General features: G+C 69.5%; 17 protein-coding genes and 2 tRNA genes. 13 read left to right on the top strand and 6 right to left on the bottom strand.

The window, feature by feature from the left end; all coding sequences use genetic code 11:
• Positions 1 to 224: 224 nt before the first annotated feature.
• Positions 225 to 1,403 carry a cation:proton antiporter gene (locus ACIREE_RS36200; RefSeq protein WP_404162186.1) on the bottom strand — a complete coding sequence of 393 codons (1,179 nt, stop codon included), beginning with the start codon at positions 1,401 to 1,403 and terminating at the stop codon, positions 225 to 227.
• A gap of 223 nt (positions 1,404 to 1,626) precedes the next feature.
• Between ACIREE_RS36200 and ACIREE_RS36195 the strand changes: the two genes are divergently transcribed.
• Genes ACIREE_RS36195 through ACIREE_RS36185 form a run of 3 tightly spaced genes read left to right on the top strand, consistent with a single transcriptional unit; the run spans position 1,627 to position 5,351 of the window.
• Positions 1,627 to 2,436: an ABC transporter ATP-binding protein gene (locus tag ACIREE_RS36195; protein ID WP_404162183.1), complete on the top strand. Its 810-nt coding sequence runs from the start codon at positions 1,627 to 1,629 to the stop codon at positions 2,434 to 2,436.
• Complete coding sequence (locus tag ACIREE_RS36190; protein WP_404162180.1) at positions 2,436 to 4,883, top strand: FtsX-like permease family protein; 2,448 nt, start codon at positions 2,436 to 2,438, stop codon at positions 4,881 to 4,883. The genes ACIREE_RS36195 and ACIREE_RS36190 overlap by 1 nt, the downstream gene beginning before the upstream one ends.
• A gap of 27 nt (positions 4,884 to 4,910) precedes the next feature.
• Positions 4,911 to 5,351 carry an HD domain-containing protein gene (locus ACIREE_RS36185; RefSeq protein WP_404162197.1) on the top strand — a complete coding sequence of 147 codons (441 nt, stop codon included), beginning with the start codon at positions 4,911 to 4,913 and terminating at the stop codon, positions 5,349 to 5,351.
• Here ACIREE_RS36185 and ACIREE_RS36180 read toward each other — a convergent pair.
• Positions 5,348 to 6,526 (bottom strand): acyltransferase family protein, encoded by a 1,179-nt coding sequence (locus tag ACIREE_RS36180; protein WP_404162178.1) that lies wholly within the window; start codon positions 6,524 to 6,526, stop codon positions 5,348 to 5,350. The two genes, ACIREE_RS36185 and ACIREE_RS36180, sit on opposite strands and share 4 nt — an antisense overlap.
• A gap of 668 nt (positions 6,527 to 7,194) precedes the next feature.
• Here ACIREE_RS36180 and ACIREE_RS36175 point away from each other — a divergent pair.
• Entirely contained in the window at positions 7,195 to 7,389 is a 195-nt protein-coding gene (locus ACIREE_RS36175) for a hypothetical protein (RefSeq protein WP_161301056.1), read from the top strand.
• Between the two features lie 89 nt (positions 7,390 to 7,478).
• Here ACIREE_RS36175 and ACIREE_RS36170 read toward each other — a convergent pair.
• A tRNA-Gly gene (locus ACIREE_RS36170) sits at positions 7,479 to 7,549 on the bottom strand.
• Between the two features lie 188 nt (positions 7,550 to 7,737).
• On the opposite strand from ACIREE_RS36170, the gene ACIREE_RS36165 reads away from it, so the two are divergent.
• The 5 genes from ACIREE_RS36165 to clpX all read left to right on the top strand — a co-directional run bounded on the left by ACIREE_RS36165 (position 7,738) and on the right by clpX (position 12,534).
• Positions 7,738 to 7,814 (top strand) — tRNA-Pro (locus ACIREE_RS36165).
• Positions 7,815 to 7,987: 173 nt separating this feature from the next.
• On the top strand, positions 7,988 to 9,382 hold the full coding sequence (tig, locus tag ACIREE_RS36160) for a trigger factor (RefSeq protein ID WP_404162175.1): 1,395 nt from the start codon (positions 7,988 to 7,990) through the stop codon (positions 9,380 to 9,382).
• A gap of 335 nt (positions 9,383 to 9,717) precedes the next feature.
• A complete protein-coding gene (locus ACIREE_RS36155) occupies positions 9,718 to 10,323 on the top strand; it encodes an ATP-dependent Clp protease proteolytic subunit (protein WP_363191771.1) in 606 nt (201 codons plus the stop codon).
• 70 nt (positions 10,324 to 10,393) lie between these two features.
• On the top strand, positions 10,394 to 11,053 hold the full coding sequence (locus ACIREE_RS36150) for an ATP-dependent Clp protease proteolytic subunit (RefSeq protein WP_164303251.1): 660 nt from the start codon (positions 10,394 to 10,396) through the stop codon (positions 11,051 to 11,053).
• A 194-nt stretch (positions 11,054 to 11,247) separates the two neighbouring features.
• A complete protein-coding gene (gene clpX / locus ACIREE_RS36145) occupies positions 11,248 to 12,534 on the top strand; it encodes an ATP-dependent Clp protease ATP-binding subunit ClpX (RefSeq protein ID WP_404162172.1) in 1,287 nt (428 codons plus the stop codon).
• Between the two features lie 77 nt (positions 12,535 to 12,611).
• Here the strand turns inward: clpX and ACIREE_RS36140 are convergent, their stop codons facing one another.
• The gene (locus ACIREE_RS36140) at positions 12,612 to 13,613 is read right to left on the bottom strand and encodes a hypothetical protein (protein WP_404162170.1); all 1,002 of its coding nucleotides are present in this window, start codon (positions 13,611 to 13,613) and stop codon (positions 12,612 to 12,614) included.
• Between the two features lie 255 nt (positions 13,614 to 13,868).
• On the opposite strand from ACIREE_RS36140, the gene ACIREE_RS36135 reads away from it, so the two are divergent.
• The gene (locus tag ACIREE_RS36135) at positions 13,869 to 15,122 is read left to right on the top strand and encodes an RNA-guided endonuclease InsQ/TnpB family protein (RefSeq protein ID WP_404162167.1); all 1,254 of its coding nucleotides are present in this window, start codon (positions 13,869 to 13,871) and stop codon (positions 15,120 to 15,122) included.
• A 9-nt stretch (positions 15,123 to 15,131) separates the two neighbouring features.
• Positions 15,132 to 17,762, top strand: a complete 2,631-nt coding sequence (locus tag ACIREE_RS36130; RefSeq protein ID WP_404162165.1) for a valine--tRNA ligase — start codon at positions 15,132 to 15,134, stop codon at positions 17,760 to 17,762.
• A 74-nt stretch (positions 17,763 to 17,836) separates the two neighbouring features.
• Here ACIREE_RS36130 and ACIREE_RS36125 read toward each other — a convergent pair whose 3' ends face one another.
• Together ACIREE_RS36125 and ACIREE_RS36120 are read right to left on the bottom strand one after the other, a co-directional pair.
• Positions 17,837 to 18,394: a hypothetical protein gene (locus ACIREE_RS36125; protein ID WP_404162162.1), complete on the bottom strand. Its 558-nt coding sequence runs from the start codon at positions 18,392 to 18,394 to the stop codon at positions 17,837 to 17,839.
• Positions 18,395 to 18,486: 92 nt separating this feature from the next.
• Positions 18,487 to 19,494 (bottom strand): rod shape-determining protein, encoded by a 1,008-nt coding sequence (locus ACIREE_RS36120; protein WP_404162194.1) that lies wholly within the window; start codon positions 19,492 to 19,494, stop codon positions 18,487 to 18,489.
• Between the two features lie 133 nt (positions 19,495 to 19,627).
• Here ACIREE_RS36120 and ACIREE_RS36115 point away from each other — a divergent pair, with 133 nt between their 5' ends.
• On the top strand, positions 19,628 to 21,163 hold the full coding sequence (locus ACIREE_RS36115) for a bifunctional folylpolyglutamate synthase/dihydrofolate synthase (RefSeq protein WP_404162160.1): 1,536 nt from the start codon (positions 19,628 to 19,630) through the stop codon (positions 21,161 to 21,163).
• A 6-nt stretch (positions 21,164 to 21,169) separates the two neighbouring features.
• On the top strand, positions 21,170 to 21,523 hold the full coding sequence (locus ACIREE_RS36110; protein ID WP_404162157.1) for a DUF4233 domain-containing protein: 354 nt from the start codon (positions 21,170 to 21,172) through the stop codon (positions 21,521 to 21,523).
• The last annotated feature ends 38 nt before the right edge of the window (positions 21,524 to 21,561 follow it).

Below are 21,561 nucleotides of genomic sequence, written 5' to 3'. Positions count from 1 at the left end.
CGGCGGGAAGCCGGGTGTCACACCCCAGCCACGACGCGCTCGCACTCGGCATCGAAAACCCGGCCCCCACGGCGGGAAGCCGGGTGTCACACCCCAGCCACGACGCGCTCGCACTCGGCATCGAAAACCCGGCCCCCACGGCGGGAAGCCGGGTGTCACACCCCAGCCACGACGCGCTCGCACTCGGCATCGAAAACCCGGCCCCCACGGCGGGAAGCCGGGTGTCACACCCCGGCCCCGACGCGCTCAAGCTCCGGCTCCCGCGCGGCAGCGCCCGGCAAAATCCGGGCCAGCCAAGACGACCGCCCAGCCGCCAGAGGCCCAAGCACGGCAAGCACCAGCACATACCCCGCGATGAACGGCGAGAGCCGCTCGTCCAGGCCCGCGCCCGCGGCCATCGTGGCCAGGATCAACGCGAACTCCCCCCGAGCCAACAGCGTCGTAGAGATATTCGCGGCGGGCCCGGCCCCGAACCCGTAGACCCGGGCGGCGCCCAACCCGGCCAGCACATTCATCACCAGCGTCACCGCGACAGCGGCAAGCACGGGCCACACCACACTCGGCAGGTCCCCGGGATCGATGGACAGCCCGAACGCGAAGAAGAAGATGGCGCCGAAGGCATCCCGCAACGGATGGACGAGCTTGCGGATCCGCTCGCCGGACGTGGTCGAGCCGAGCATCAGACCGACCATGAACGCACCGATCGCGTCCGCGACGCCGAACCACTCCGAGACTCCGGCCACGAACACGGCCGCACCGAGGAACGAGATCACCAGTAGCTCGTCGTCCTTGGTGTTGAACAGCTTGCCGACGACCTTCGTACCGAACCGGGCCGCGAGCGCGAGCAGCAGCAGGAACCCGAACGCCTTGCCGCCGTCCATGACCGCGGCGGCCAGTGAGTCGGCGCCGGACAGGATCGGCTGCAGTGCCGCCAGGTACAGCGCGAGGAAGATGTCCTCGACCACGATGATGCCCAGGATCGGCTTGGTCTCGGGGTTGCCGAGCCGCCCGGTGTCCACGAGCACCTTGGTGACGATGGCGGACGAGGAGATCCCGAGCACCCCGGCGAGGACCAGAGCTTCGGAGGTGCCCCAGCCGAGGGCGAATCCGAAACCGAGGCCGGCGCCGACGTTCAGGACGAGGTAGGTCGCTCCGGCGACGGCCATCCTGCGGCCGCCCGCCTTGAGGTCGTCGAGATGGAATTCGAGGCCGAGGTAGAAGAGCAGCAGCACCAGGCCGAGCGCGGAGAGCATCTCCAGGTCGTGCGGGTCGGCGACGAGCACGATGCCGGGGGTGTGCGGGCCGAGGAGGATCCCGGCCAGGATGAACAGGGGGATGGTGGGGAGTCCGATGCGTCCGCCGAGGCGGGCGAGGACGGCGGCGGCGAGAAAGGCGCCACCCATGGCGATCAAGGTGTCTGCGTGTCCGATGGGCCCGTTCCTCCTTGGTAAAGGGATCGTCAAGAACGCGTCAATACTTAGATTACCAAACGATTGCTGGTGGTCTCCCGGGAGCACGGACCGGGGGTTCTCCCCACCCCCGATCCGCCAGCCGCCCTCATGGCTGCGACCGGCCCCGGATCCGTACGTTCGAGACATCACATCGAAGACGTACGAGAGGGCGACCATGGGCCTGCGCAAGAAGCGGCAGCACGACCGGCGCGAGGGACCCGTCGCCGCGCCCGCCGGGAACTGGGCCGTCGAACTGCGCGGGGTACGCCGCCAGTACGGCCGCGGAAGCTCCGCCGTGCACGCCCTGCGCGGCATCGAACTGGCCCTGCCCAGCGGCACGTTCACCGCCGTGATGGGCCCATCCGGCTCCGGCAAGTCCACGTTCCTGCAGTGCGCGGCCGGGCTCGACCGGCCCACCGACGGCACCGTCGCCCTCGGCGGCACCACCATCACGGGGATGAGCGAGAACAAGCTCACGGCCCTGCGCCGCACCCGCCTCGGTTTCGTCTTCCAGGCCTTCAACCTGCTGCCCTCGCTCACCGTCGAGCAGAACGTGCTGCTCCCGATGCGCCTGGCCGGCACGCGCCCGGACAAGCGCCGCGCCGCGGACGTGCTCGCGCAGGTCGGCCTCGCCGACAAGGCGCGGCGCCGGCCCGGCCAGCTCTCCGGCGGCCAGCAGCAGCGCGTCGCCATCGCCCGCGCCCTGGTCACCAGCCCCGACGTGATCTTCGCGGACGAGCCGACCGGCGCCCTCGACACCACGACCGCCGCCGAGATCCTGGGACTGCTGCGCTCCGCCGTCGACCGGATGGGCGCCACCGTCGTCATGGTCACGCACGACCCGGCCGCCGCCGCCCACGCGGACCGTGTCCTGTTCCTCGCCGACGGCGCGCTCGTCGACCAACTGGAGGGCGCCGGAGCGGACCGCATCGCCGCCCGCATGCGCACCCTGTCCGCGCGCACACCGGCAGGGGCGGCCGCCTGATGTTCCGCCCCAACGGCCTGGCCCGCGCGGCCCTCCGCTTCAAGCCCGCGGCGTTCGCCGGCACGTTCGTCGCCCTGATGATGTCCGCCCTGATCGTCGCGGCCTGCGGCATCCTCCTGGAGACGGGCCTGCGCGCCTCGGTCCCGGCCGAGCGGTACGCGGGCGCCCCCGTCGTGGTCTCCGCCGACCAGCGCGCCCACTACGTCACCGGCTCGGGCGAGGACCGCGAGGACGAGGCGGTGCCGCTGCCGGACCGCGCCCGAATCGCCAACTCCCTTGTGGAAAAGGCTGCTTCGGCCCCCGGAGCGCGTACGGCGATCGCCGACATCAGCTTCCCCGTGCAGCGCGAAGGCGCTTCCGTCACGGCCCACAACTGGGGTTCCACCGCCTTCACCGGCGAGAAACTGTCAGCAGGCCGGGCCCCGGGCGCCGGCGAGGTGGTCCTCTCCGGCGCCCGGGTCGGCGACCGCGTCACGCTCAATACGCCCGAGGGCCCGCACACGTACCGCGTCTCGGGCACCACCGAGGCACCCGCCGTCTGGTTCGCGGACTCCGAGGCATTCCACACCTCCGGCCACCCGGGCCGCGTCGACGCGATCGCCGTTCTCCCGAAGAACGGCATCACCGCCGCCACCCTCAAGTCCCAGGTGACGCACGCCCTTTCGGGCGCCGCGCAGTCGGCCCAGGTGCACACGGGCGACGACCGCGGCGCCGCCGAGAACGGCGCTCTCGCCTACGCCAAGGAGAACCTGACCGGCCTCGGCGGCTCGTTCGGCGGCATCGCCACCGCGGTCGCCGTGTTCACCGCGGCCGGCACCGTCGCCCTCTCCGTCGGCCAACGCGCCCGCGAATACGCCCTGTTGCGCGCCATCGGCACCACCCCGCGCCAGATCCGCCGCACCATCGCCACCGAGACCCTCCTGGTCGCCCCGCTCGCGGGCGCCCTCGGCTGCCTGCCCGGCATCGCACTCGCCCGCTGGTGGTTCGGCCAGCTCCAGGCCAAGGGCGCGGTCCCCGAGGCCGTCCACCTCTCGGTCTCCTACGTACCTCTGCTCACCGCCGTCGGCACGGCGATCCTCACCGGCCTCCTCGCCGGGTACGCGGCGGCCCGCCGCCCCTCCCGCATCAAGCCGGGCCAGGCCCTCACCGAGGCGTCCGTCGAGCGGCTGCGCCCCGGCTGGATCCGTACACCGCTGGGCGTCGCGGCCGCCGTGGGCGGGACCTTCCTCGCGGTCCTCGCCGCCACCCAGAGCGGCGACGACGCGGCCAACGCGGCACTCGGCGTCGTCATGTGCTTCATGCTCGCCGTCGCGCTGCTCGGCCCGCTCGTGGCCCGGCTGTGCGCCGCGCTCTTCGGCCTCCCGCTGCGCGGCGCGGGCGCGTCCGCCTCGCTCGCGGCCGCCAACTCCCGTACCAACGCCCGCCGCCTCGCCTCCGCGATCACCCCGATCGTCCTCGCGATGGCGTTCTCCTCGGTGCTGGTCTTCATGCACACCAGCGAGGACCACGTCGCGGCGGACCAGCAGAAGGCGGGCATCACGGCCGACCACATCGTCACGGCGCACGCGGGCCTCGCGCCCGGCTCGGTGGCCAGGGCAGGGCGGACGTCCGGAGTCACCGCATCCGTGGGCCTGCTCAAGACCTCGGTCCTCGTCCCGGCGGGCTCCGGCGGCGACCGCTGGCTGGAGTCGGCGTCGGCGCAGGCCGTCACCGGCACGGCGAAGGACCTCGCCCGCGTGCAGGACCTGTTGGTCACCCGGGGCGCGATCGACCTCACCGACCCGCGCACGGTGGCCCTGGACGCGGCCCTGGCCCGCTCGGCCCACGTGCGGGTCGGCGACCGCGTCGCCCTGCGCCTGCCCGACGGCACGAAGGCGTCCCCGAGGGTCTCGGCGACGTACGAACGCGGCCTGGGCCTCTCCCAAGTCACCCTGCCCCGGGCGGCGTTGACGGGCCACCTCACGGACCCGTACGACACCGAACTGTGGACGAAGGGCGGCACGACCCGCGCCCTCTCCGCGCTCGGCACCCCACTCGCCCGCGCCGACTACACCACCGCCCAGTCCCTGGACCGTGAACTCAACGCCTGGGCCAACACCACCATGGCCGCCGTCCTCGGCGGGTTCGCGGCGATCGCCGCCGTCAACACCCTGGTCATGTCCGTCCTGGACCGCCGCCGCGAACTCGGCACGCTCCGCCTGATCGGCTCCACCCGCCGCCAGGTGCTCCGCATGATCCGCTGGGAGGCGCTGCTCGTGGCGGGCGCCGGCATCGTCCTGGGCACGGGGATCGCCCTCGCGACACTGATCCCGATGATGAACGGCCTCACCGGCGAGAACCCGTACGTCCCGCCGATGCTCTACGGGTCCTTCGCCGGAGCGGCCCTGCTCCTCGGCCTGGGCGCGACGGCCCTCCCCGCACGGCTGGCGCTGAGGGAAAAACCGTAGAAGACCTGCGTCTAGGGTCGCCCCATGATGACGCTGGAGGAGATCGAGACCCTGGCCCGCACGGCCCACGCCGGTCAGCGGGACAAGGCCGGGCGGCCCTACGCCGAGCACCTGCGCGCGGTCGCCGACGGTGTACGGGCGCGGGGCGGGACGGACGAGCAGGTGGCGGCGGCGTGGCTGCACGACGCGGTCGAGGACGACGCCCTCACCGAGGAGTGGCTGGCCGGGGCCGCGCTGCCGGAGCAGACCAAGGCGGTCGTCCGCGCCCTGACGAAGCGGCCCGGCGAGCCCCCGGAGACGTACGCCGCCCGCATCCTGTCGACGCCCGGCGCCCGGCTGGTCAAAGAGGCGGACCTGGCCCACAACGCGGACCCGGCCCGCCTCGCGGTCCTGGACGAGACGACCCGGGCCCGGCTGACCCGGAAGTACGCGACGATGCGCACACTTCTGGGCCTGCGCACCTACTAGCTCTTGTTGCGCGCCCGCGCCAGCTGGGCGGCGTCCTTCTTGAAGGCCCACTCCATCTTCGGCTCCATGGCGAAGCGGAAGATCCGCCGCACCGGCGGCGTGCACAGCACGGTCACGACCGCCGCGGCGATCACCGTGACGGCGACCTGCCCCAACGGCTCGTGCAGCCAGTCCGCGTCGAACCAGCCCCAGAACCGGGACCCCTTCGCCAGGAACCCGTGCAGCAGATACCCGTACAGGGTTCCGGCGCCGAGCACCGTGAACCACATCTTGCGCCGCGGCACCCAGGCGAAGAAGCACGCGGTGAGCACGAGCGAGCAGCCGATCAGGGCGAGCGTCATCACGACCCCGGCCCACCATGGCGCGCCCAGTTCCTGCGCGCTGTCGCGGTGGTAGAACCACGCGGACGACATCCGCGGAGCGGCCCAGTACGCCAGGACGAGCGCGCACGCGGCGATCGGCACGGACAGGATCCGCACCTCGCGCCGCCGCACCAGCTGGAAGTGCTCCGGCTTCATGAACAGGCCGAGCACGAAGAAGGGAAGGAACTGCAGGACGCGCTGCAGGTCGAGGTCGTCACCGATGTCGGGCGAGACCGAGGCGAGCACGGCGATGCCGAGGGCGATCGGGACCGGCCAGCGGATGACCTTCCACAGCGGCGTGGTGAGCCGCCAGATGAACAGGGCGACCAGGAACCAGGTCAAAAACCACGGGTCGAGCAGGCTGAACGGGTAGTCGGGATCGTCCCCGGCGGTCCGCTTGAAGAGCGTGTACGCGACCTCGAAGAGGACGTACGGCACGGCGACGCCGGTGATCAGGCGCCTGAGCCGGTCCGGCCGCATGTCGAAGCTGCGGGAGAAGTAGCCGGAGATGATGATGAACGCCGGCATGTGGAACGTGTAGACGATCATGTACAGCGCTTCGGCGGTACGGCTGCCGTCCGTCAGGGGTTCCCAGGAATGGCCCATCGCGACGAACACGATGGCCAGGTACTTGGCGTTGTCGAAGAACGCGTCCCGCTGTTTGGGCGTGGCGGCGCCGGCCGGAGCGGGGGCCGGTGCGGATGCGGGGGGAGCGGAAGCGGGGGACGGGGCGGAAGTGGCTCCGGGGGACGGAACCGCGGCTGCGGGCAGTGGGGCGCGATGCGAGCCGTGGGGATACAGCGAGTTGGTCACAGGCCCTCCCACCAGGAGCTCGGGGAGCCGATCCGGGACCGCACTGCGCCGGCGGGGGTCATGGCAGTGTGGAACATCTGAGGCACCCTAGTAGGGCCTCTGCGTTTTCGTAAAACCCTCAACTCGAATCCTCCTTACCGGCCCCGGATACCCCGGATTCGAAGAAGTCATCGTCACGTCGTACGACATCGAACCATTGGCGATCTGTCCGTTATCACACAGTTAATCCCTCTTAAACGCCGCATAATACCCGCAGGCGGATCGGGGGTATTGCCGCGTTCGTGGCAATTGTCACTCCGGCAAAGGACTTATCTTCCGAGCGCTGCTATTCAGCCGCCGAATCCCACCGATTTCCTGTGTGTACGCCAGGGGGGAAGTGCGGGAAAAGCGGGGGTGGCATGCGAAGGGCATGTGTGGGCCGCATGTGCGGCCATGGAAACGATCAAGCCGAATTACGTGCCCCCACGCACCACGCGGCCACCCCGCCGACGTGCACGGCTCATGCGCCCCAAGGGTGATCGGCTCCCGCGCCGCCACGCGCGCGTGGCCGACGATGCGTCACGGGCCGCATACGGACGCCGTGTTGGTGGCACGATGGTTCTGGCGGGGGGTGTGTGGGGCTGTGCCCCCCGGGCCGGGAGAGCGGACCGACCTAGGGTGTGATCAGTGTGGCCATTTCGCTGTCAGTGGTGCTGTTGTTGGCGATCGTCCTCGTAGTACTGATGCGGGGCGGCTCGATCAAGGCGGGGCCCGCCATAGTGGCGGTGCTCTTCGGCTTCTTCCTGGCCTCGACCGGAATGGCCCCCGCGATCAACAACTTCCTCAACTCCGTCGCGAGCAGTATCAGCGCGATCAATTTCTGAGCACCGGCGAGCAGGTCGCAGGCCGGGGGCACGAAAAAGCCCCCGGTCCGGTCCGCCATGGCGGAACCGGGCCGGAGGCCTTGATCGAGAGCGGGTGACGGGAATCGAACCCGCGTAGCTAGTTTGGAAGACTAGGGCTCTACCATTGAGCTACACCCGCACAGCTTGCGCCCCAGGTCACCGACCGCGGCACGAAAAGCATCGTAGCGGGTCCCGGGCCCCGCTCGCACACCCCCTTGTCACTCCCCCCGACGCGCCCCAGGGCGTGCGCCGCGACGTACCTCACAGTGCGCTCCACAATGCGGAAGCCGCGGCGTCCGCGGGCATGTACCCTACGTGTCGCACCGACGGGGTGTGGCGCAGCTTGGTAGCGCGTCCGCTTTGGGAGCGGAAGGCCGTGGGTTCAAATCCCGCCACCCCGACCAGCGTTGCCGCGGCGACACGACGACCGCGGACCCTCCACGGGCGTCATTACCGGAGCGAACCCCAAGATCGCGTTGTGGGTGTGCTCCGGCGTGCCGTTACTATGCAAGCTGCATGCCCGTGTGTCTCTAAGCCGGGCACGATCCCTAAAGTCAGCCCCCAAGGAGACCGAACCGTGAAGAGCGCCGTCGAGACCCTGAACCCGACCCGGGTTCGGCTCAGCATTGAGGTGCCCTTCGAGGAGCTCAAGGACAGCCTCGACGCGGCGTACAAGAAGATCAACCAGCAGGTCACGGTGAAGGGCTTCCGTAAGGGCAAGATCCCCGCCCGCATCATCGACCAGCGGTTCGGCCGCGGTGCCGTCCTGGAGGAAGCCGTCAACGACGCGCTTCCGAAGTTCTACACCGAGGCTGTCAACGAGGCCGAGCTCAACGTCCTGGGCCAGCCCGAGGTCGACATCACGGAGCTGAAGGACGGCGAAACGCTGAACTTCACCGCCGAGGTCGACATCCGCCCGGCCATCGAGATCCCGGACTACTCCGGCATCGAGGTCGAGGTGGACGCCGTCGAGGTCAGCGAAGAGGACGTCGACAAGTCCGTGGAGCAGCTCCAGGAGCGCTTCGCGTCGACCTCCCCGGTCGAGCGCGCCGCCGAGGACGGCGACGTCGTGACGATCGACCTGGAGGCCAAGGTCGAGGGCGAGGTCCTCGAGGACGGAGTCGCTTCCGGCGTCTCCTACACCATCGGTTCCGGTGAGCTCCTCGAAGGCATCGACGAGGCCGTCAAGGGCCTGGAGGCCGGTGGCGAGGCCACCTTCACCTCCGAGCTGAAGGGCGGCTCCGCCGAAGGCAAGGAGGCCGAGGTCACCGTCAAGGTCACCCAGGTCGCCGCCCGTGAACTCCCGGCACTGGACGACGAGTTCGCCCAGCTCGCCTCCGAGTTCGACACCCTCGACGAGCTGAAGGCCGACAGCCGCAAGCGCCTCGAGAACATGAAGCAGTACGACCAGGCCACGCAGGCCCAGGAGCGCGTCCTGGAGAAGCTGCTCGAGCTGGTCGAGGTCCCCGTTCCCGAGAAGCTGCTCGAGGACGAGGTCCAGACCCGCAAGCACAACCTCGAGCACCACCAGCTCGGCCAGATGGGCCTGGACATCGAGAAGTACCTCGAGATCCAGGGCAAGACGGTCGAGGAGTTCGACGCCGAGACCCGCGAGCAGGCGGTCAAGGGCATCAAGACGCAGTTCGTCCTTGACGAGCTCGTCAACAAGGAGAAGCTGAACGTGAACCAGGAGGAGCTCACCGAGCACCTCATGCGTCGCGCCGCTTCCTCCAACATGTCGCCCGACCAGTTCGCCCAGGCCGTCGTCGAAGGCGGCCAGGTCCCGATGCTGGTCGGCGAGGTCGCCCGCGGCAAGGCCCTTGCCGTGGTCGTCGAGGCCGCCACGGTCAAGGACACCAACGGCGAGGTCGTCGACCTTGAGGACGACGAGGAGGAGACCACGGAGGCCGCTGAAGCCACCGAGGCCGCCACTGAGACCTCCGGCGAGGACCAGGCGAAGTCCGAGGCCTGATCCCTCCCAGCGGTAGACGCAGCAGGCCCCCGGGACACGTGTCCCGGGGGCCTGCTGCGCCCCGGCAGGGGCGCGGGGCTGTGTCCATGTGCGGGGCTCAGCCGCGTGGGCGCGACCAGCCACGTACAACCCGCGCCCCCGGCCCGCCCCCGAGCAGAGCGAACCTGCGCTCACAGCGAACAGTTCCCTTCGCGGGATTCCTCGGAGGGACCCGCGCGTTAGGGTCCATGAATACGAGGGCAGGGGAGTCTCCGAGCGAGGGCCCCGGCCTCAGTAAGAGACGCAAGACGGCACGAGGCCGTCAGAGACGAGCAGGTGGATACGTGACGAATCTGATGCCTTCCGCCGCCGGCGAGCCGTCCATCGGCGGTGGCCTCGGCGACCATGTCTACAACCGGCTGCTCGGCGAGCGGATCATCTTCCTCGGCCAGCAGGTCGACGACGACATCGCCAACAAGATCACCGCGCAGATGCTGCTCCTTGCCGCGGACCCGGACAAGGACATCTACCTCTACATCAACAGCCCCGGTGGTTCGGTGACGGCCGGCATGGCGATCTACGACACCATGCAGTACATCCCGAACGATGTCATCACCATCGGTATGGGCATGGCGGCCTCGATGGGCCAGTTCCTGCTCACCGGCGGCACGGCGGGCAAGCGCTTCGCGCTCCCGAACACCGACATCCTGATGCACCAGGGCTCCGCGGGCATCGGCGGCACGGCCTCCGACGTCAAGATCCAGGCCGAGTACCTGCTGCGTACGAAGCACCGCATGGCGAGGATCACGGCCGAGCACTCGGGCCAGACGATCGAGACGATCATCCGTGACGGTGACCGCGACCGCTGGTACACGGCCGATGAGGCCAAGGAGTACGGCCTCATCGACGAGATCATCTCTGCCGCTACGGGTGTTCCGGGCGGCGGCGGCACGGGCGCCTGATCGGTTCGCACCGACTCAGCACCGGCCCCAAGCCCACTGCCTCCCTCACCAGGACGGAACACGGACCATCATGAACAACATCCCCGGCAGCGGCCTCTACACGGGTCCGCAGGTCGACAACCGCTACGTGATCCCGCGCTTCGTCGAGCGCACCTCGCAGGGCGTGCGTGAGTACGACCCGTACGCGAAGCTCTTCGAGGAGCGCGTGATCTTCCTCGGCGTGCAGATCGACGACGCCTCCGCCAACGACGTCATGGCGCAGCTGCTGTGCCTGGAGTCGATGGACCCGGACCGCGACATCTCCATCTACATCAACAGCCCCGGCGGCTCGTTCACGGCCCTCACGGCCATCTACGACACGATGCAGTTCGTGAAGCCGGACATCCAGACGGTCTGCATGGGCCAGGCCGCCTCGGCCGCCGCCGTCCTGCTCGCCGCCGGCACCCCGGGCAAGCGCATGGCGCTGCCGAACGCGCGCGTGCTGATCCACCAGCCCTCCGGCGGCACCGGCCGCGAGCAGCTCTCCGACCTGGAGATCGCGGCCAACGAGATCCTCCGGATGCGTACGCAGCTGGAGGAGATGCTGGCCAAGCACTCGACGACCCCGCTGGAGAAGATCAGCGAGGACATCGAGCGCGACAAGATCCTGACGGCCGAGGACGCGCTCGCGTACGGTCTGGTCGACCAGATCATCTCGACGCGCAAGATGAACAACGAGGCAATCGCCTGACGAGGCGTTGTATCGTCTGCCACTCCCCGGCACGGTTCACCCGGTTTCTTGAGCTTCTCGAGCCTTTCGAGGGGCGCTCGTCGAAGTGAACCGTGCCAAGGGGGGCCCGAACGGGGGGCCCGGCAAGGTACCGTCGGATACAGGCACCAGGAGTCGCTGAACGTGGCGTCTCCCAGGCGAAGGGGAAGCACCTCGTGGCACGCATCGGTGACGGCGGCGATCTGCTCAAGTGCTCGTTCTGCGGAAAGAGCCAGAAGCAGGTCAAGAAGCTCATCGCAGGCCCCGGTGTATACATCTGCGACGAGTGCATCGACCTCTGCAACGAGATCATCGAGGAAGAGCTCGCAGAGACAAGTGAAGTGCGCTGGGAGGAACTGCCCAAGCCGCGCGAGATCTACGAGTTCCTCGAGGGTTACGTCGTAGGCCAGGAGTCCGCCAAGAAGGCGCTCTCCGTGGCGGTGTACAACCACTACAAGCGCGTCCAGGCCGGTGAGAACGGCGGGGCGGCGAGCCGTGACGACGCGATCGAACTCGCGAAGTCCAACATCCTGCTCCTCGGCCCGACCGGCTCGGGCAAGACGCTCCTCGCGCAGACGCTGGCCCGCATGCTGAACGTCCCGTTCGCCATCGCCGACGCGACGGCGCTCACGGAGGCGGGCTATGTCGGCGAGGACGTCGAGAACATCCTGCTGAAGCTCATCCAGGCCGCTGACTACGACGTCAAGAAGGCCGAGACGGGCATCATCTACATCGACGAGATCGACAAGGTGGCCCGCAAGTCGGAGAACCCGTCGATCACCCGCGATGTGAGCGGCGAGGGCGTCCAGCAGGCCCTGCTGAAGATCCTCGAAGGCACGACGGCCTCGGTCCCGCCGCAGGGCGGCCGCAAGCACCCGCATCAAGAGTTCATTCAGATCGACACCACGAATGTCCTCTTCATCGTGGGCGGCGCCTTCGCCGGCCTGGAGAAGATCATCGAGTCGCGGGCCGGCGCCAAGGGCATCGGCTTCGGCGCGACGATCCACTCCAAGCGCGAGCTGGAGGAGAAGGACCAGTTCCAGGAGGTCATGCCGGAGGACCTGGTGAAGTTCGGGATGATCCCGGAGTTCATCGGCCGTCTCCCCGTGATCACGAGCGTGCACAACCTCGACCGCGAGGCGCTGCTGCAGATCCTCGTCGAGCCGCGCAACGCGCTGGTCAAGCAGTACCAGCGCCTCTTCGAACTCGACGGCGTGGAGCTGGACTTCGAGCGCGAGGCCCTGGAGGCCATCGCCGACCAGGCGATCCTGCGCCGCACCGGAGCGCGCGGCCTGCGCGCCATCATGGAGGAAGTCCTCCAGTCGGTGATGTACGAGGTCCCGTCGAGGAAGGACGTCGCGCGCGTGGTCATCACCGCCGAAGCCGTCCACTCGAACGTGAACCCGACGCTGATCCCGCGCGAGGTGCGGGGGAACGGCAACGGGGAGCAGAAGTCGGCGTAGCCGCTGCGCGGTTGACGTAGAGAGGGGCCCCGGTCGGACATCCGACCGGGGCCCCTCTCATGCGCTGTCAGGAGCGGTCACGCCTTGACGCGGACCTCCGTGCGCAGCTTCGTCGCGATGTCCGAGGACGCCTTCAGGTCCGGCTGCTTGCCGGCCATCATGTCCGCGACCTCCAGCGGGATGACCACCGCGGCGGTGCTGTGGTCGCCCCAGATGCAGACGGGCATGTGCATCGTCTTGGGCATTCCGGCGCTGCTGGACGAGGAGTCCTTGCTCTCGTACTTCAACTCCTGGCACTTCAGGATGTAGTCGTCCGTGCTGTAGTTCGTGGGGCTGCCGACGAGCTCGGCCTTGCCCTCGCTGTCGCTCTCGTCCTTCGTCGCCTGGAGTGCCGCCTTGGCGAACATGCCGTCGACGACCTTCTCCGGGTCGGAGATCTCCCCGTAGACGCCGGTGAACTGCAACATCTTGGCGCCCAACGGGTTGGAGGTGTCCTGGACCTGGTAGGCGGCGTTGACCGGCTTGCCGTTCTTCAGGCCGTTCTTCTCGGCGTCCTTCATGTCCTGGTCGTCGAAGCCGTCGCCGGACGAGGAGTTGCTGGCGTCCTTCTTGTACTCGCCCAGCACCGTCGCCGGAGTCGTCAGCTTGTGCGCGCCGTCGTCCGCGACCGAGGCGCCGCCACCGCCCCCGCCGAACACGAAGTACGCGCCCACGCCGATCGCCGCCACCACGGCGACCGCCGCGATGATGAGACCCGTCTTCTTCTTGCCGCCGCCCTGCGGCGGAGCCGGCGGGTACTGGCCGTAGACGTCCTGCGGCTGCTGGCCGTAGGGGCCCGGCTGCTGGGGCTGGCTGTAGGGCTGCTGGGGCTGGCCGTACGGATTCGGCTGCTGCGGCGGAACCCCGGGCGGAGCCTGCTGCGGGTAACCGTAGCCGGGCTGCGGTGCCTGCTGCGGGTACCCGTAGCCGGGCTGCGGGGCCTGGGGCTGCTGGCCGTACGGGCCCGGCTGCGGCTGCTGGCCGTACGGCCCGGGCTGCTGCGGCTGGCCTCCGTACGGGCCCGGCTGGTTGTGGCTCATTACTGGGGTTCCCTCCCGTGGTTTATGTGCTTCCGACATCCTGACGTACGCGCGTGCGGTTCGGTCCCACGGATTCGGTTTCGGGGCCATCCTGAGACGAATGGCGGGCGTCCGGGCCGACCGTCAGAGAGTTCCCGGTGTTCGAATGCAGTGGGCCTGGGCGATGGGTGACGTCGCGGACGTGAAGCTGGTTGTGCAGGTCAAGTTGGAGCCAACGCCTGCCCAGGCGTCGGCGCTTGAGGCAACCCTGCACGCGTGCAACGAGGCCGCCTCCTGGGTCAGCACGGTGGCTTCGAGCAGGGAGTCACGCAGAAGCTCGACTTGCGGAAGCTGACCTACGGCGATGTGAAAGAACGGTGGGGGCTCGGGGCCCAGGCCGCGCAGCACGTCATCAAGAAGACGTGCGACGCCTACGCGGCACTGAAGGCGAATCTGAAGGCTGGACGCCTCGGCAAGGCCGACTCGCGGCGATATCGAAGGGCGGCCGGGAAGCCCCTCTCGTTCCGGCCCGATGCGGCACAACCCTTCGACGACCGGATGCTCTCCTGGCAGATCGATCAGCGACGGGTCTCTGTGTGGACCGTCAAGGGGCGGATGAAGGACGTGGCCATCGTCGGCTCGCCCGACCAACTGGCTACGCTGGATCTCCATCGCCGGGGCGAGTCCGATCTCGTGTATCGGGACGGTAAGTGGTTCCTGCACGCCACGTGCGAGGTCCCTGAAGCCACGCCGAACGCAGAGCCAGTGGACTTCCTGGGGATTGACCTGGGGATCGTGAACATCGCCACCACATCGGACGGCGAGGTCATGGCCGGCCGAGAGATGAACCGCGCACGGGTCCGCGAGCGCGTTCTGCGCTCCAAGCTGCAGAGAAAGAACACGCCCTCGGCCAAGCGGCGCTTGAGGAAGCGGCGCCGCAAGGAGGGACGACGGGCGAAGGACATCAATCACAAGATCGCGAAGCATGTGGTGGCCGAGGCGCAACGCACCGATCGCGGGATCGCCCTGGAGGATCTACGGGGCATCCGCGAGCGGGTACGGCTGAGGAAGCCCCAACGGGCCACCTTGAGTTCCTGGGCGTTTCACCAGCTCGGGGAGTTCAGCGCGTACAAGGCCCGTAGGGCGGGAGTGCCAGTGGTGTACGTCGATCCGGCGTACACATCCCGTACCTGCGCCGAGTGCGGCCACATCGACAAGGCGAACCGGGTCTCCCAGGCGCGGTTCGCTTGCCGGTCCTGCGGATTCGTTGATCACGCGGACCGGAACAGCTCCCGCAACATTCGCACGCGTGCGTGTGCGTTGCGGCGACGCGGGGCCGAGTCAGCGGCCCCTGCTTCGGACCGGTCCTCGGACCAGTACGAAGCTGGACGCAGGCGCAGTGTCACCACCAGTGACGCCCGCTGTGCAAGCACCAGCACATCCTCGTGCGATGCAGCTGACTACGGGACTGTGCGCCTCTCCGGCCCCACGACGAAAACCCGGGGCACAGCCACTTCGGAACCCCTCTAAACTGGCTGCGTGACCGAGAACTCTCAGCAGCAGAACCCAGCGCCCACCTCCGAACTGCCGACCCAGTACGCGCCGGCCGACGTAGAGGGGGCGCTGTACGAGCGCTGGGTGGAACGGGGCTACTTCACCGCTGATGCCAAGAGCGAGAAGGAGCCGTACACGATCGTCATCCCGCCGCCGAACGTCACCGGCGCGCTGCACCTGGGGCACGCGTTCCAGGTCACGCTCATGGACGCCCTCACGCGCCGCAAGCGCATGCAGGGGTACGAGACGCTGTGGCTGCCCGGCATGGACCACGCCGGTATCGCGACGCAGAACAAGGTGGAGCAGCAGCTCGCCGAGGAGGGCAAGTCGCGGCAGGACATCGGCCGCGAGGCCTTCGTCGAGAAGACGTGGCAGTGGAAGAGCGAGTACGGCGGCCGCATCCTGGGCCAGCTCAAGCGGCTCGGGGCCGGCCTCGACTGGTCGCGTGAGCGGTTCACCATGGACGAGGGGCTGTCCCGCGCCGTCCAGAAGATCTTCAAGGACCTGTACGACGACGGTCTGATCTACCGCGCCGAGCGCATCATCAACTGGTGCCCGCGCTGTCTGACGGCCATCTCGGACATCGAGGTCGACTACCAGGACGACGACGGCGAGCTGGTCTCCCTGAAGTACGGGGACGGGGACGAGACGGTCGTCGTCGCGACCACCCGCGTCGAGACGATGCTCGGTGACACCGCGGTCGCCGTGCACCCGGACGACGCGCGGTACGCGCATCTGATCGGCAAGCGGATCAAGCTGCCGCTGACCGACCGGACGATCCCGGTCGTCGCCGATACGCACGTCGACCCGGAGTTCGGCACGGGTGCCGTGAAGGTGACGCCCGCCCACGACCCGAACGACTTCGCCATCGGGCTGCGGCACGACCTCGAAACCCTGACGATCATGGACGAGCGTGCGGTCATCACCGTGCCGGGTCCGTTCCAGGGCCTGGACCGGTTCGAGGCGCGTTCGGCGATCGTCGCCGCGCTGCGCGAGCAGGGCCGGATCGTCGCCGAGAAGCGGCCGTACGTGCACTCCGTCGGGCACTGCTCGCGGTGCAAGACGACCATCGAGCCGCGCCTGTCGCTGCAGTGGTGGGTCAAGGTCGAGACGCTCGCCGCCGCGGCCGGTGACGCCGTCCGTGACGGGCGCGTCGCGCTCCACCCGAAGGAGATGGAGAAGCGGTACTTCGACTGGGTCGACAACCTCAACGACTGGTGCATCTCACGGCAGTTGTGGTGGGGCCACCGCATCCCGGTCTGGTACGGGCCGGCGGGCGAAGTCGTCTGCGTCGGGCCCGACGAGCAGGCGCCGGGGACGGCGGCCGAGGGGTGGACGCAGGACGAGGACGTTCTCGACACCTGGTTCTCGTCCGGCCTGTGGCCGTTCTCCACGCTGGGCTGGCCGGAGGAGACCGAGGACCTCGCGAAGTTCTATCCGACGGACGTGCTCCTCACCGGGCACGACATCATCTTCTTCTGGGTCGTCCGGATGATGATGTTCGGTCTGTACGCGATGGAGGACCAGGTCCCGTTCAAGACGGTCGCCCTGACCGGTCTGGTCCGTGACGAGTTCGGCAAGAAGATGTCGAAGTCGAACCCGAACGCGGTGGACCCGATCGACTGGATGGACGCGTACGGGTCGGACGCGGTGCGCTTCACGCTCGCCCGTGGCGCCAACCCGGGTGCGGACGTGCCGATCGGCGAGGACTGGGTCCAGGCCTCCCGCAACTTCGCCAACAAGATCTGGAACGCCACGCGCTTCGCGCTGATGAACGGCGCGACGATCGACGGCCCGCTGCCGGAGCCGGAGCGGATGACGGCCACCGACCGGTGGATCCTGTCGCGGCTGAACAAGACGGTGGCCGAAGTCGACGCGTTCTACGACGACTTCCAGTTCGCCAAGGTCTCCGACTCGCTCTTCCACTACGCGTGGGACGAGGTCTTCGACTGGTACGTCGAGCTGTCGAAGACGACGTTCATGGCGGGCGGCGAGCCGGCCAAGGTGTCGGGCCGGGTCCTCGGCGAGGTCCTGGACGTGACGTTGCGGCTGCTGCACCCGATCGTCCCGTTCGTCACTGAGGCGCTGTGGACCACGCTGACGGGCGGCGAGTCCGTCGTCGTCGCCGACTGGCCCCAGGACAGTGGCTTCCGTGACGACGCCGCCGAGCGGGAGATCGAGACGCTCAAGCAGGTCGTCACCGAGGTCCGCCGCTTCAAGGGCGAGCAGGGTCTGAAGGCGGGCCAGCGCGTCCCGGCCCGGCTCACCCTGGACGGCACCACGCTCGCTTCGCACGAGGCGGCCATCCGGCAGCTGCTGAAGCTGCAGCCGGAGGGTGACGACTTCCAGGCGACGGCGACGCTGCCGGTGGCCGGCGCGGAGGTGGCGCTCGACCTGTCCGGCGCGATCGACGTGGCCGCCGAGCGCAAGCGTCTCGCCAAGGACCTCGCCGCCGCCGAGAAGGACAAGGCGCAGGCCGAGGGCAAGCTGGGCAACGAGAAGTTCCTGGGCAAGGCCCCGGAGCACGTCGTGGAGGGCATCAAGGCCCGCCTCGCCAAGGCGGACGAGGACATCGCCCGTATCCAGGCGCAGTTGGAGCGACTGCCGCAGGCGTGAGCGGTGTTCGTACGTAGCTGAAGGCCCCGGAACCGATGGGTTCCGGGGCCTTCGGTCATGCCGGGCGGCCTACGTCAGGACGTGCTCAGCCCCAGATGCCGCAACTCGACGTCGGCCAGGGCGTCCAGGACCGCCGGGTCCGCCTCCCGCCACCCCTCGGCGAGCCGGCCGGGCCCCGCGTCGCTGAACCGGGCGAGTTCGTCGAGGGGGCGGACCAGGGCGCGCAGCGCGAGGAGTTCACGGCCGTCCTCGGTGGCGGCCAGTTCGCGGGCGGCGGCGGCCTGCCGCGTCCAGCGGATCCGGCGCGGCAGCCACAGGGCGAGCAGCAGGCCGACCGGGACGACGAACAGGGCGACGGCCGCGAGCACGGCGAGGGCCTGAACGGGCGCGGACCCGGAGGGCGCGGCGTCGGCGAGCCGGTCGCCGGCCCGGGCGACGTCGTGCAGGGTGCCGTTCATCCGGGGGCCGAGCAGCGGGAGCCGCGCGCGGGGGTGCGGGGCGGGCCGGGCCGCGAGGGTGATCAGCCGGTGCGCGACCACCGCGGCCACGGCCCACAGGGCAGTCCACAGCAGGGCCGCGCCGTCACCGATGATCTGCCGTGCGCGGCGGCCGGGTTGATGTGCGTACCACATGGTCCGATGGGTACACCGCGGGCGCGGGCCGGTCCTGTCACCGCGCCGAACGGCCTCACGCTTTACGGCAGATGGACCCCCGGGAGGGCCGCCTACACCGCTGTCATCACCCGCTGCAGTTCGTCGAAGTCGTCCACGCACTTCCCGCAGCCCATGGCGACACTGTGCAGCGGGTCCTCGGCCACGAACACGGGAATTCCCGTGGCGGACGTCAGCCGCAGATCGAGGCCCGGCAGCAGCGCGCCCCCGCCCGTCAGCACGATGCCGTGCTCCATGACGTCCCCGGACAGCTCCGGCGGGCACTCCTCCAGGGTCGCCCGGACCGCGGCGATGATCGCCTCCACCGGCTCGTCAAGCGCTGCGCGCACTTCCTGCACCGTCAGGTCGACCGTCTTCGGCAGCCCCGCGACCTTCTCCCGTCCCCGTACGGTGAACGCCCGCATCTCGAAGGCCTCGTCCCCGGGCACCGGCCACGCCGAGCCGATCGCGACCTTGACATCCTCGGCCGTCCGTTCCCCGATCAGCAGCCCGTGCTCCTTGCGCACGTGGTCGGTGATGGCCTCGTCGAGCCGGTCGCCGCCCACCCGCAGCGACTGCGCGGTGACCACGCCGCCCAGCGAGATGACGGCGACCTCCGTGGTGCCGCCGCCGATGTCCACGACCATCGACCCGCGCGGCTCGGCCACCGGGAGCCCCGCGCCGATCGCCGCCGCCATCGGCTCCTCGATCAGGTGGACGGCCCGCGCCCCCGACCGCTGGGCCGCGTGCACGATGGCCCGCCGCTCCACGGGCGTGACGCCGCTCGGCACGCACACCACCATGCGCGTACGCGGTCGCCGGCCGGGCACGGCCTTGCGCACGAAGTGCCGGATCATCTCCTCGGCCGCCTCGTAGTCGCTGATGACGCCGCCGCGCAGCGGCCGGATCGCGGTGATCGAGCCGGGCGTCCTTCCGATGGTCTCCTTCGCCTCGCTGCCGACGGCGAGCGCGCCGCGGTGGCCGGTCTTGACGGCGACGACCGAGGGTTCGTTCAGCACGATGCCCTGACCGCGCACGTAGAGGAGGGTGTTGGCGGTGCCGAGATCGATCCCTATGTCCATGATCGCCAAGTTTGCAGGGTGATGCTGTGGAGCGGTGGGACCAAGGTCCTGAATCGGACGGGCCGAAAGTCCCGAATCGGCGCGGCGGGTGGCGTCGTCGGCACTGTCGGCGCACCTCCGTAGACTGGCGTACGTGAGTGACCTCCCTCCGCGCGACAGCAGCGACGACGAGCCCGCCGGCCACCCCGACTCCGACGCCTTCGAGGAGATCGTGGGCGCCGAGACCGAGCGCGACCCCGACCTCGCGGTGATCGAGGCGGGCAGCCGCACCCTGCGCACCCAGGGCGCCGCGCCGGGCGGCGACGGCATCCCCGCGCGCCCGCAGGACCCGGAGGTGGAGAAGGCGCTGCGCGCGGTGGAGGCGGACCTCGCCACGCGCTGGGGCGAGACGAAGCTGGAGCCGTCCGTCAGCCGGATCGCCGCGCTGATGGACGTCCTGGGCGAGCCGCAGCGCGCGTACCCCTCGATCCACATCACGGGGACGAACGGCAAGACGTCCACGGCCCGCATGGTCGAGGCCCTCCTCGGCGGCTTCGAGCTGCGCACCGGCCGGTACACGTCGCCGCACGTGCAGTCGGTCACCGAGCGCATCAGCCTGGACGGCGCCCCGATCGACCACGAGCGGTTCATCGAGACCTACGACGACATCAAGCCGTACGTCGAGATGGTCGACGCCCAGCAGGAGTACCGGCTCTCCTTCTTCGAGGTGCTGACCGGTATGGCGTACGCGGCCTTCGCGGACGCCCCCGTCGACGTCGCGGTCGTCGAGGTCGGCATGGGCGGCAGCTGGGACGCGACGAACGTGATCGACGGCTCGGTCGCCGTCATCACGCCCATCGACCTGGACCACACCGACCGGCTCGGGAACACGCCGGGCGAGATCGCGGGCGAGAAGTCCGGGATCATCAAGCAGGACGCGACCGTGATCATGGCGCAGCAGCCGGTGGACGCGGCACAGGTGATCCTGAAGAAGGCCGTCGAGTCGGGCGCGACGGTCGCGCGCGAGGGCCTGGAGTTCGGCGTCGTCGCCCGTCAGGTCGCCGTCGGCGGCCAGCTCGTGACGCTGCGGGGCCTGGGCGGCGAGTACGAGGAGATCTTCCTGCCGCTGCACGGCGCGCACCAGGCGCACAACGCGGCGGTGGCGCTCGCCGCCGTCGAGGCGTTCTTCGGTATCGGCTCGGAGCACGCGCGCCCGCTCGACATCGGCACGATCCGCACGGCGTTCGCCTCGGTCACCGCGCCGGGCCGGCTGGAGGTCGTGCGCCGCTCGCCGACCGTCGTCCTGGACGCCGCGCACAACCCGGCGGGTGCCCGGGTCACCGCCGAGGCGATCAGCGAGGTCTTCGACTTCAGCCGGCTCATCGGTGTGGTCGGCGCCAGCGCCGACAAGAACGTGCGGGGGGTGCTCGAAGCTTTCGAGCCGATCTTCGCGGAGATCGTCGTCACGCAGAACTCCAGCCACCGTGCGATGGACGCCGACGAGTTGGCGGCCGTCGCGGTGGAGGTCTTCGGCGACGAGCGGGTGCAGGTCGAGCCGCGGCTCGACGACGCGCTGGAGGCCGCGATCACGCTCGCCGAGGAAGAGGGCGAGTTCGCGGGCGGGGGAGTGCTCGTCACCGGTTCCGTGATCACGGTCGGCGAGGCCAGGCTGTTGCTGGGGAAGGGCTGATCCGCTGTGCGTATGTTGTGCTCCTCGACCCTGATCGGCGAGTTCTTCGTCATCGGCTTCGCCGGTCTGGTGGCGATGAAGGACCCCGATCTGTCCGGCGCTGTCGTCTGGACGGTGTGCGGTGTCGCCATGCTGCTCAGCGTGCTGCTGTGCGGCATGCTGTCCCGTCCGGGCGGTGTCCAGCTGGGCTGGGCCCTGCAGATCGTGCTGATCGTGAGCGGATTCTGGGTCCCGCTGATGTTCTTCCTCGGCGCGTGCTTCGCGGCGCTTTGGTGGGCCTCGATCCATTTCGGCCTGAAGATCGACGCGGCGAAAGCCCGCTGGGCGGAGCAGGCTGAGCAGGGGTCCAGCGCCGCGTAGCTCCGGTCCGTCGCCGAGTGCGGGTCTCGTCGTGGCTG

It is taken from the genome of Streptomyces sp. NPDC102467 (assembly GCF_044765445.1).
GTDB lineage: Bacteria > Actinomycetota > Actinomycetes > Streptomycetales > Streptomycetaceae > Streptomyces.
The sequence above is the reverse complement of the archived record's forward strand: the minus strand, read 5'-3'. Positions and strand labels throughout refer to the sequence as shown.

What these genes read in the sequence shown, in the direction of transcription:
- ACIREE_RS36195 (WP_404162183.1), top strand. Translation starts at nt 1,627, where the DNA reads ATGGGCCTGCGCAAGAAGCGGCAGCACGACCGGCGCGAGGGACCCGTC.
- ACIREE_RS36200 (WP_404162186.1), bottom strand. Translation starts at nt 1,403, where the DNA reads ATGGGTGGCGCCTTTCTCGCCGCCGCCGTCCTCGCCCGCCTCGGCGGA.
- ACIREE_RS36190 (WP_404162180.1), top strand. Translation starts at nt 2,436, where the DNA reads ATGTTCCGCCCCAACGGCCTGGCCCGCGCGGCCCTCCGCTTCAAGCCC.
- ACIREE_RS36120 (WP_404162194.1), bottom strand. Translation starts at nt 19,494, where the DNA reads ATGGACATAGGGATCGATCTCGGCACCGCCAACACCCTCCTCTACGTG.
- ACIREE_RS36155 (WP_363191771.1), top strand. Translation starts at nt 9,718, where the DNA reads ATGCCTTCCGCCGCCGGCGAGCCGTCCATCGGCGGTGGCCTCGGCGAC.
- ACIREE_RS36125 (WP_404162162.1), bottom strand. Translation starts at nt 18,394, where the DNA reads ATGTGGTACGCACATCAACCCGGCCGCCGCGCACGGCAGATCATCGGT.
- ACIREE_RS36140 (WP_404162170.1), bottom strand. Translation starts at nt 13,613, where the DNA reads ATGAGCCACAACCAGCCGGGCCCGTACGGAGGCCAGCCGCAGCAGCCC.
- ACIREE_RS36185 (WP_404162197.1), top strand. Translation starts at nt 4,911, where the DNA reads ATGACGCTGGAGGAGATCGAGACCCTGGCCCGCACGGCCCACGCCGGT.
- ACIREE_RS36150 (WP_164303251.1), top strand. Translation starts at nt 10,394, where the DNA reads ATGAACAACATCCCCGGCAGCGGCCTCTACACGGGTCCGCAGGTCGAC.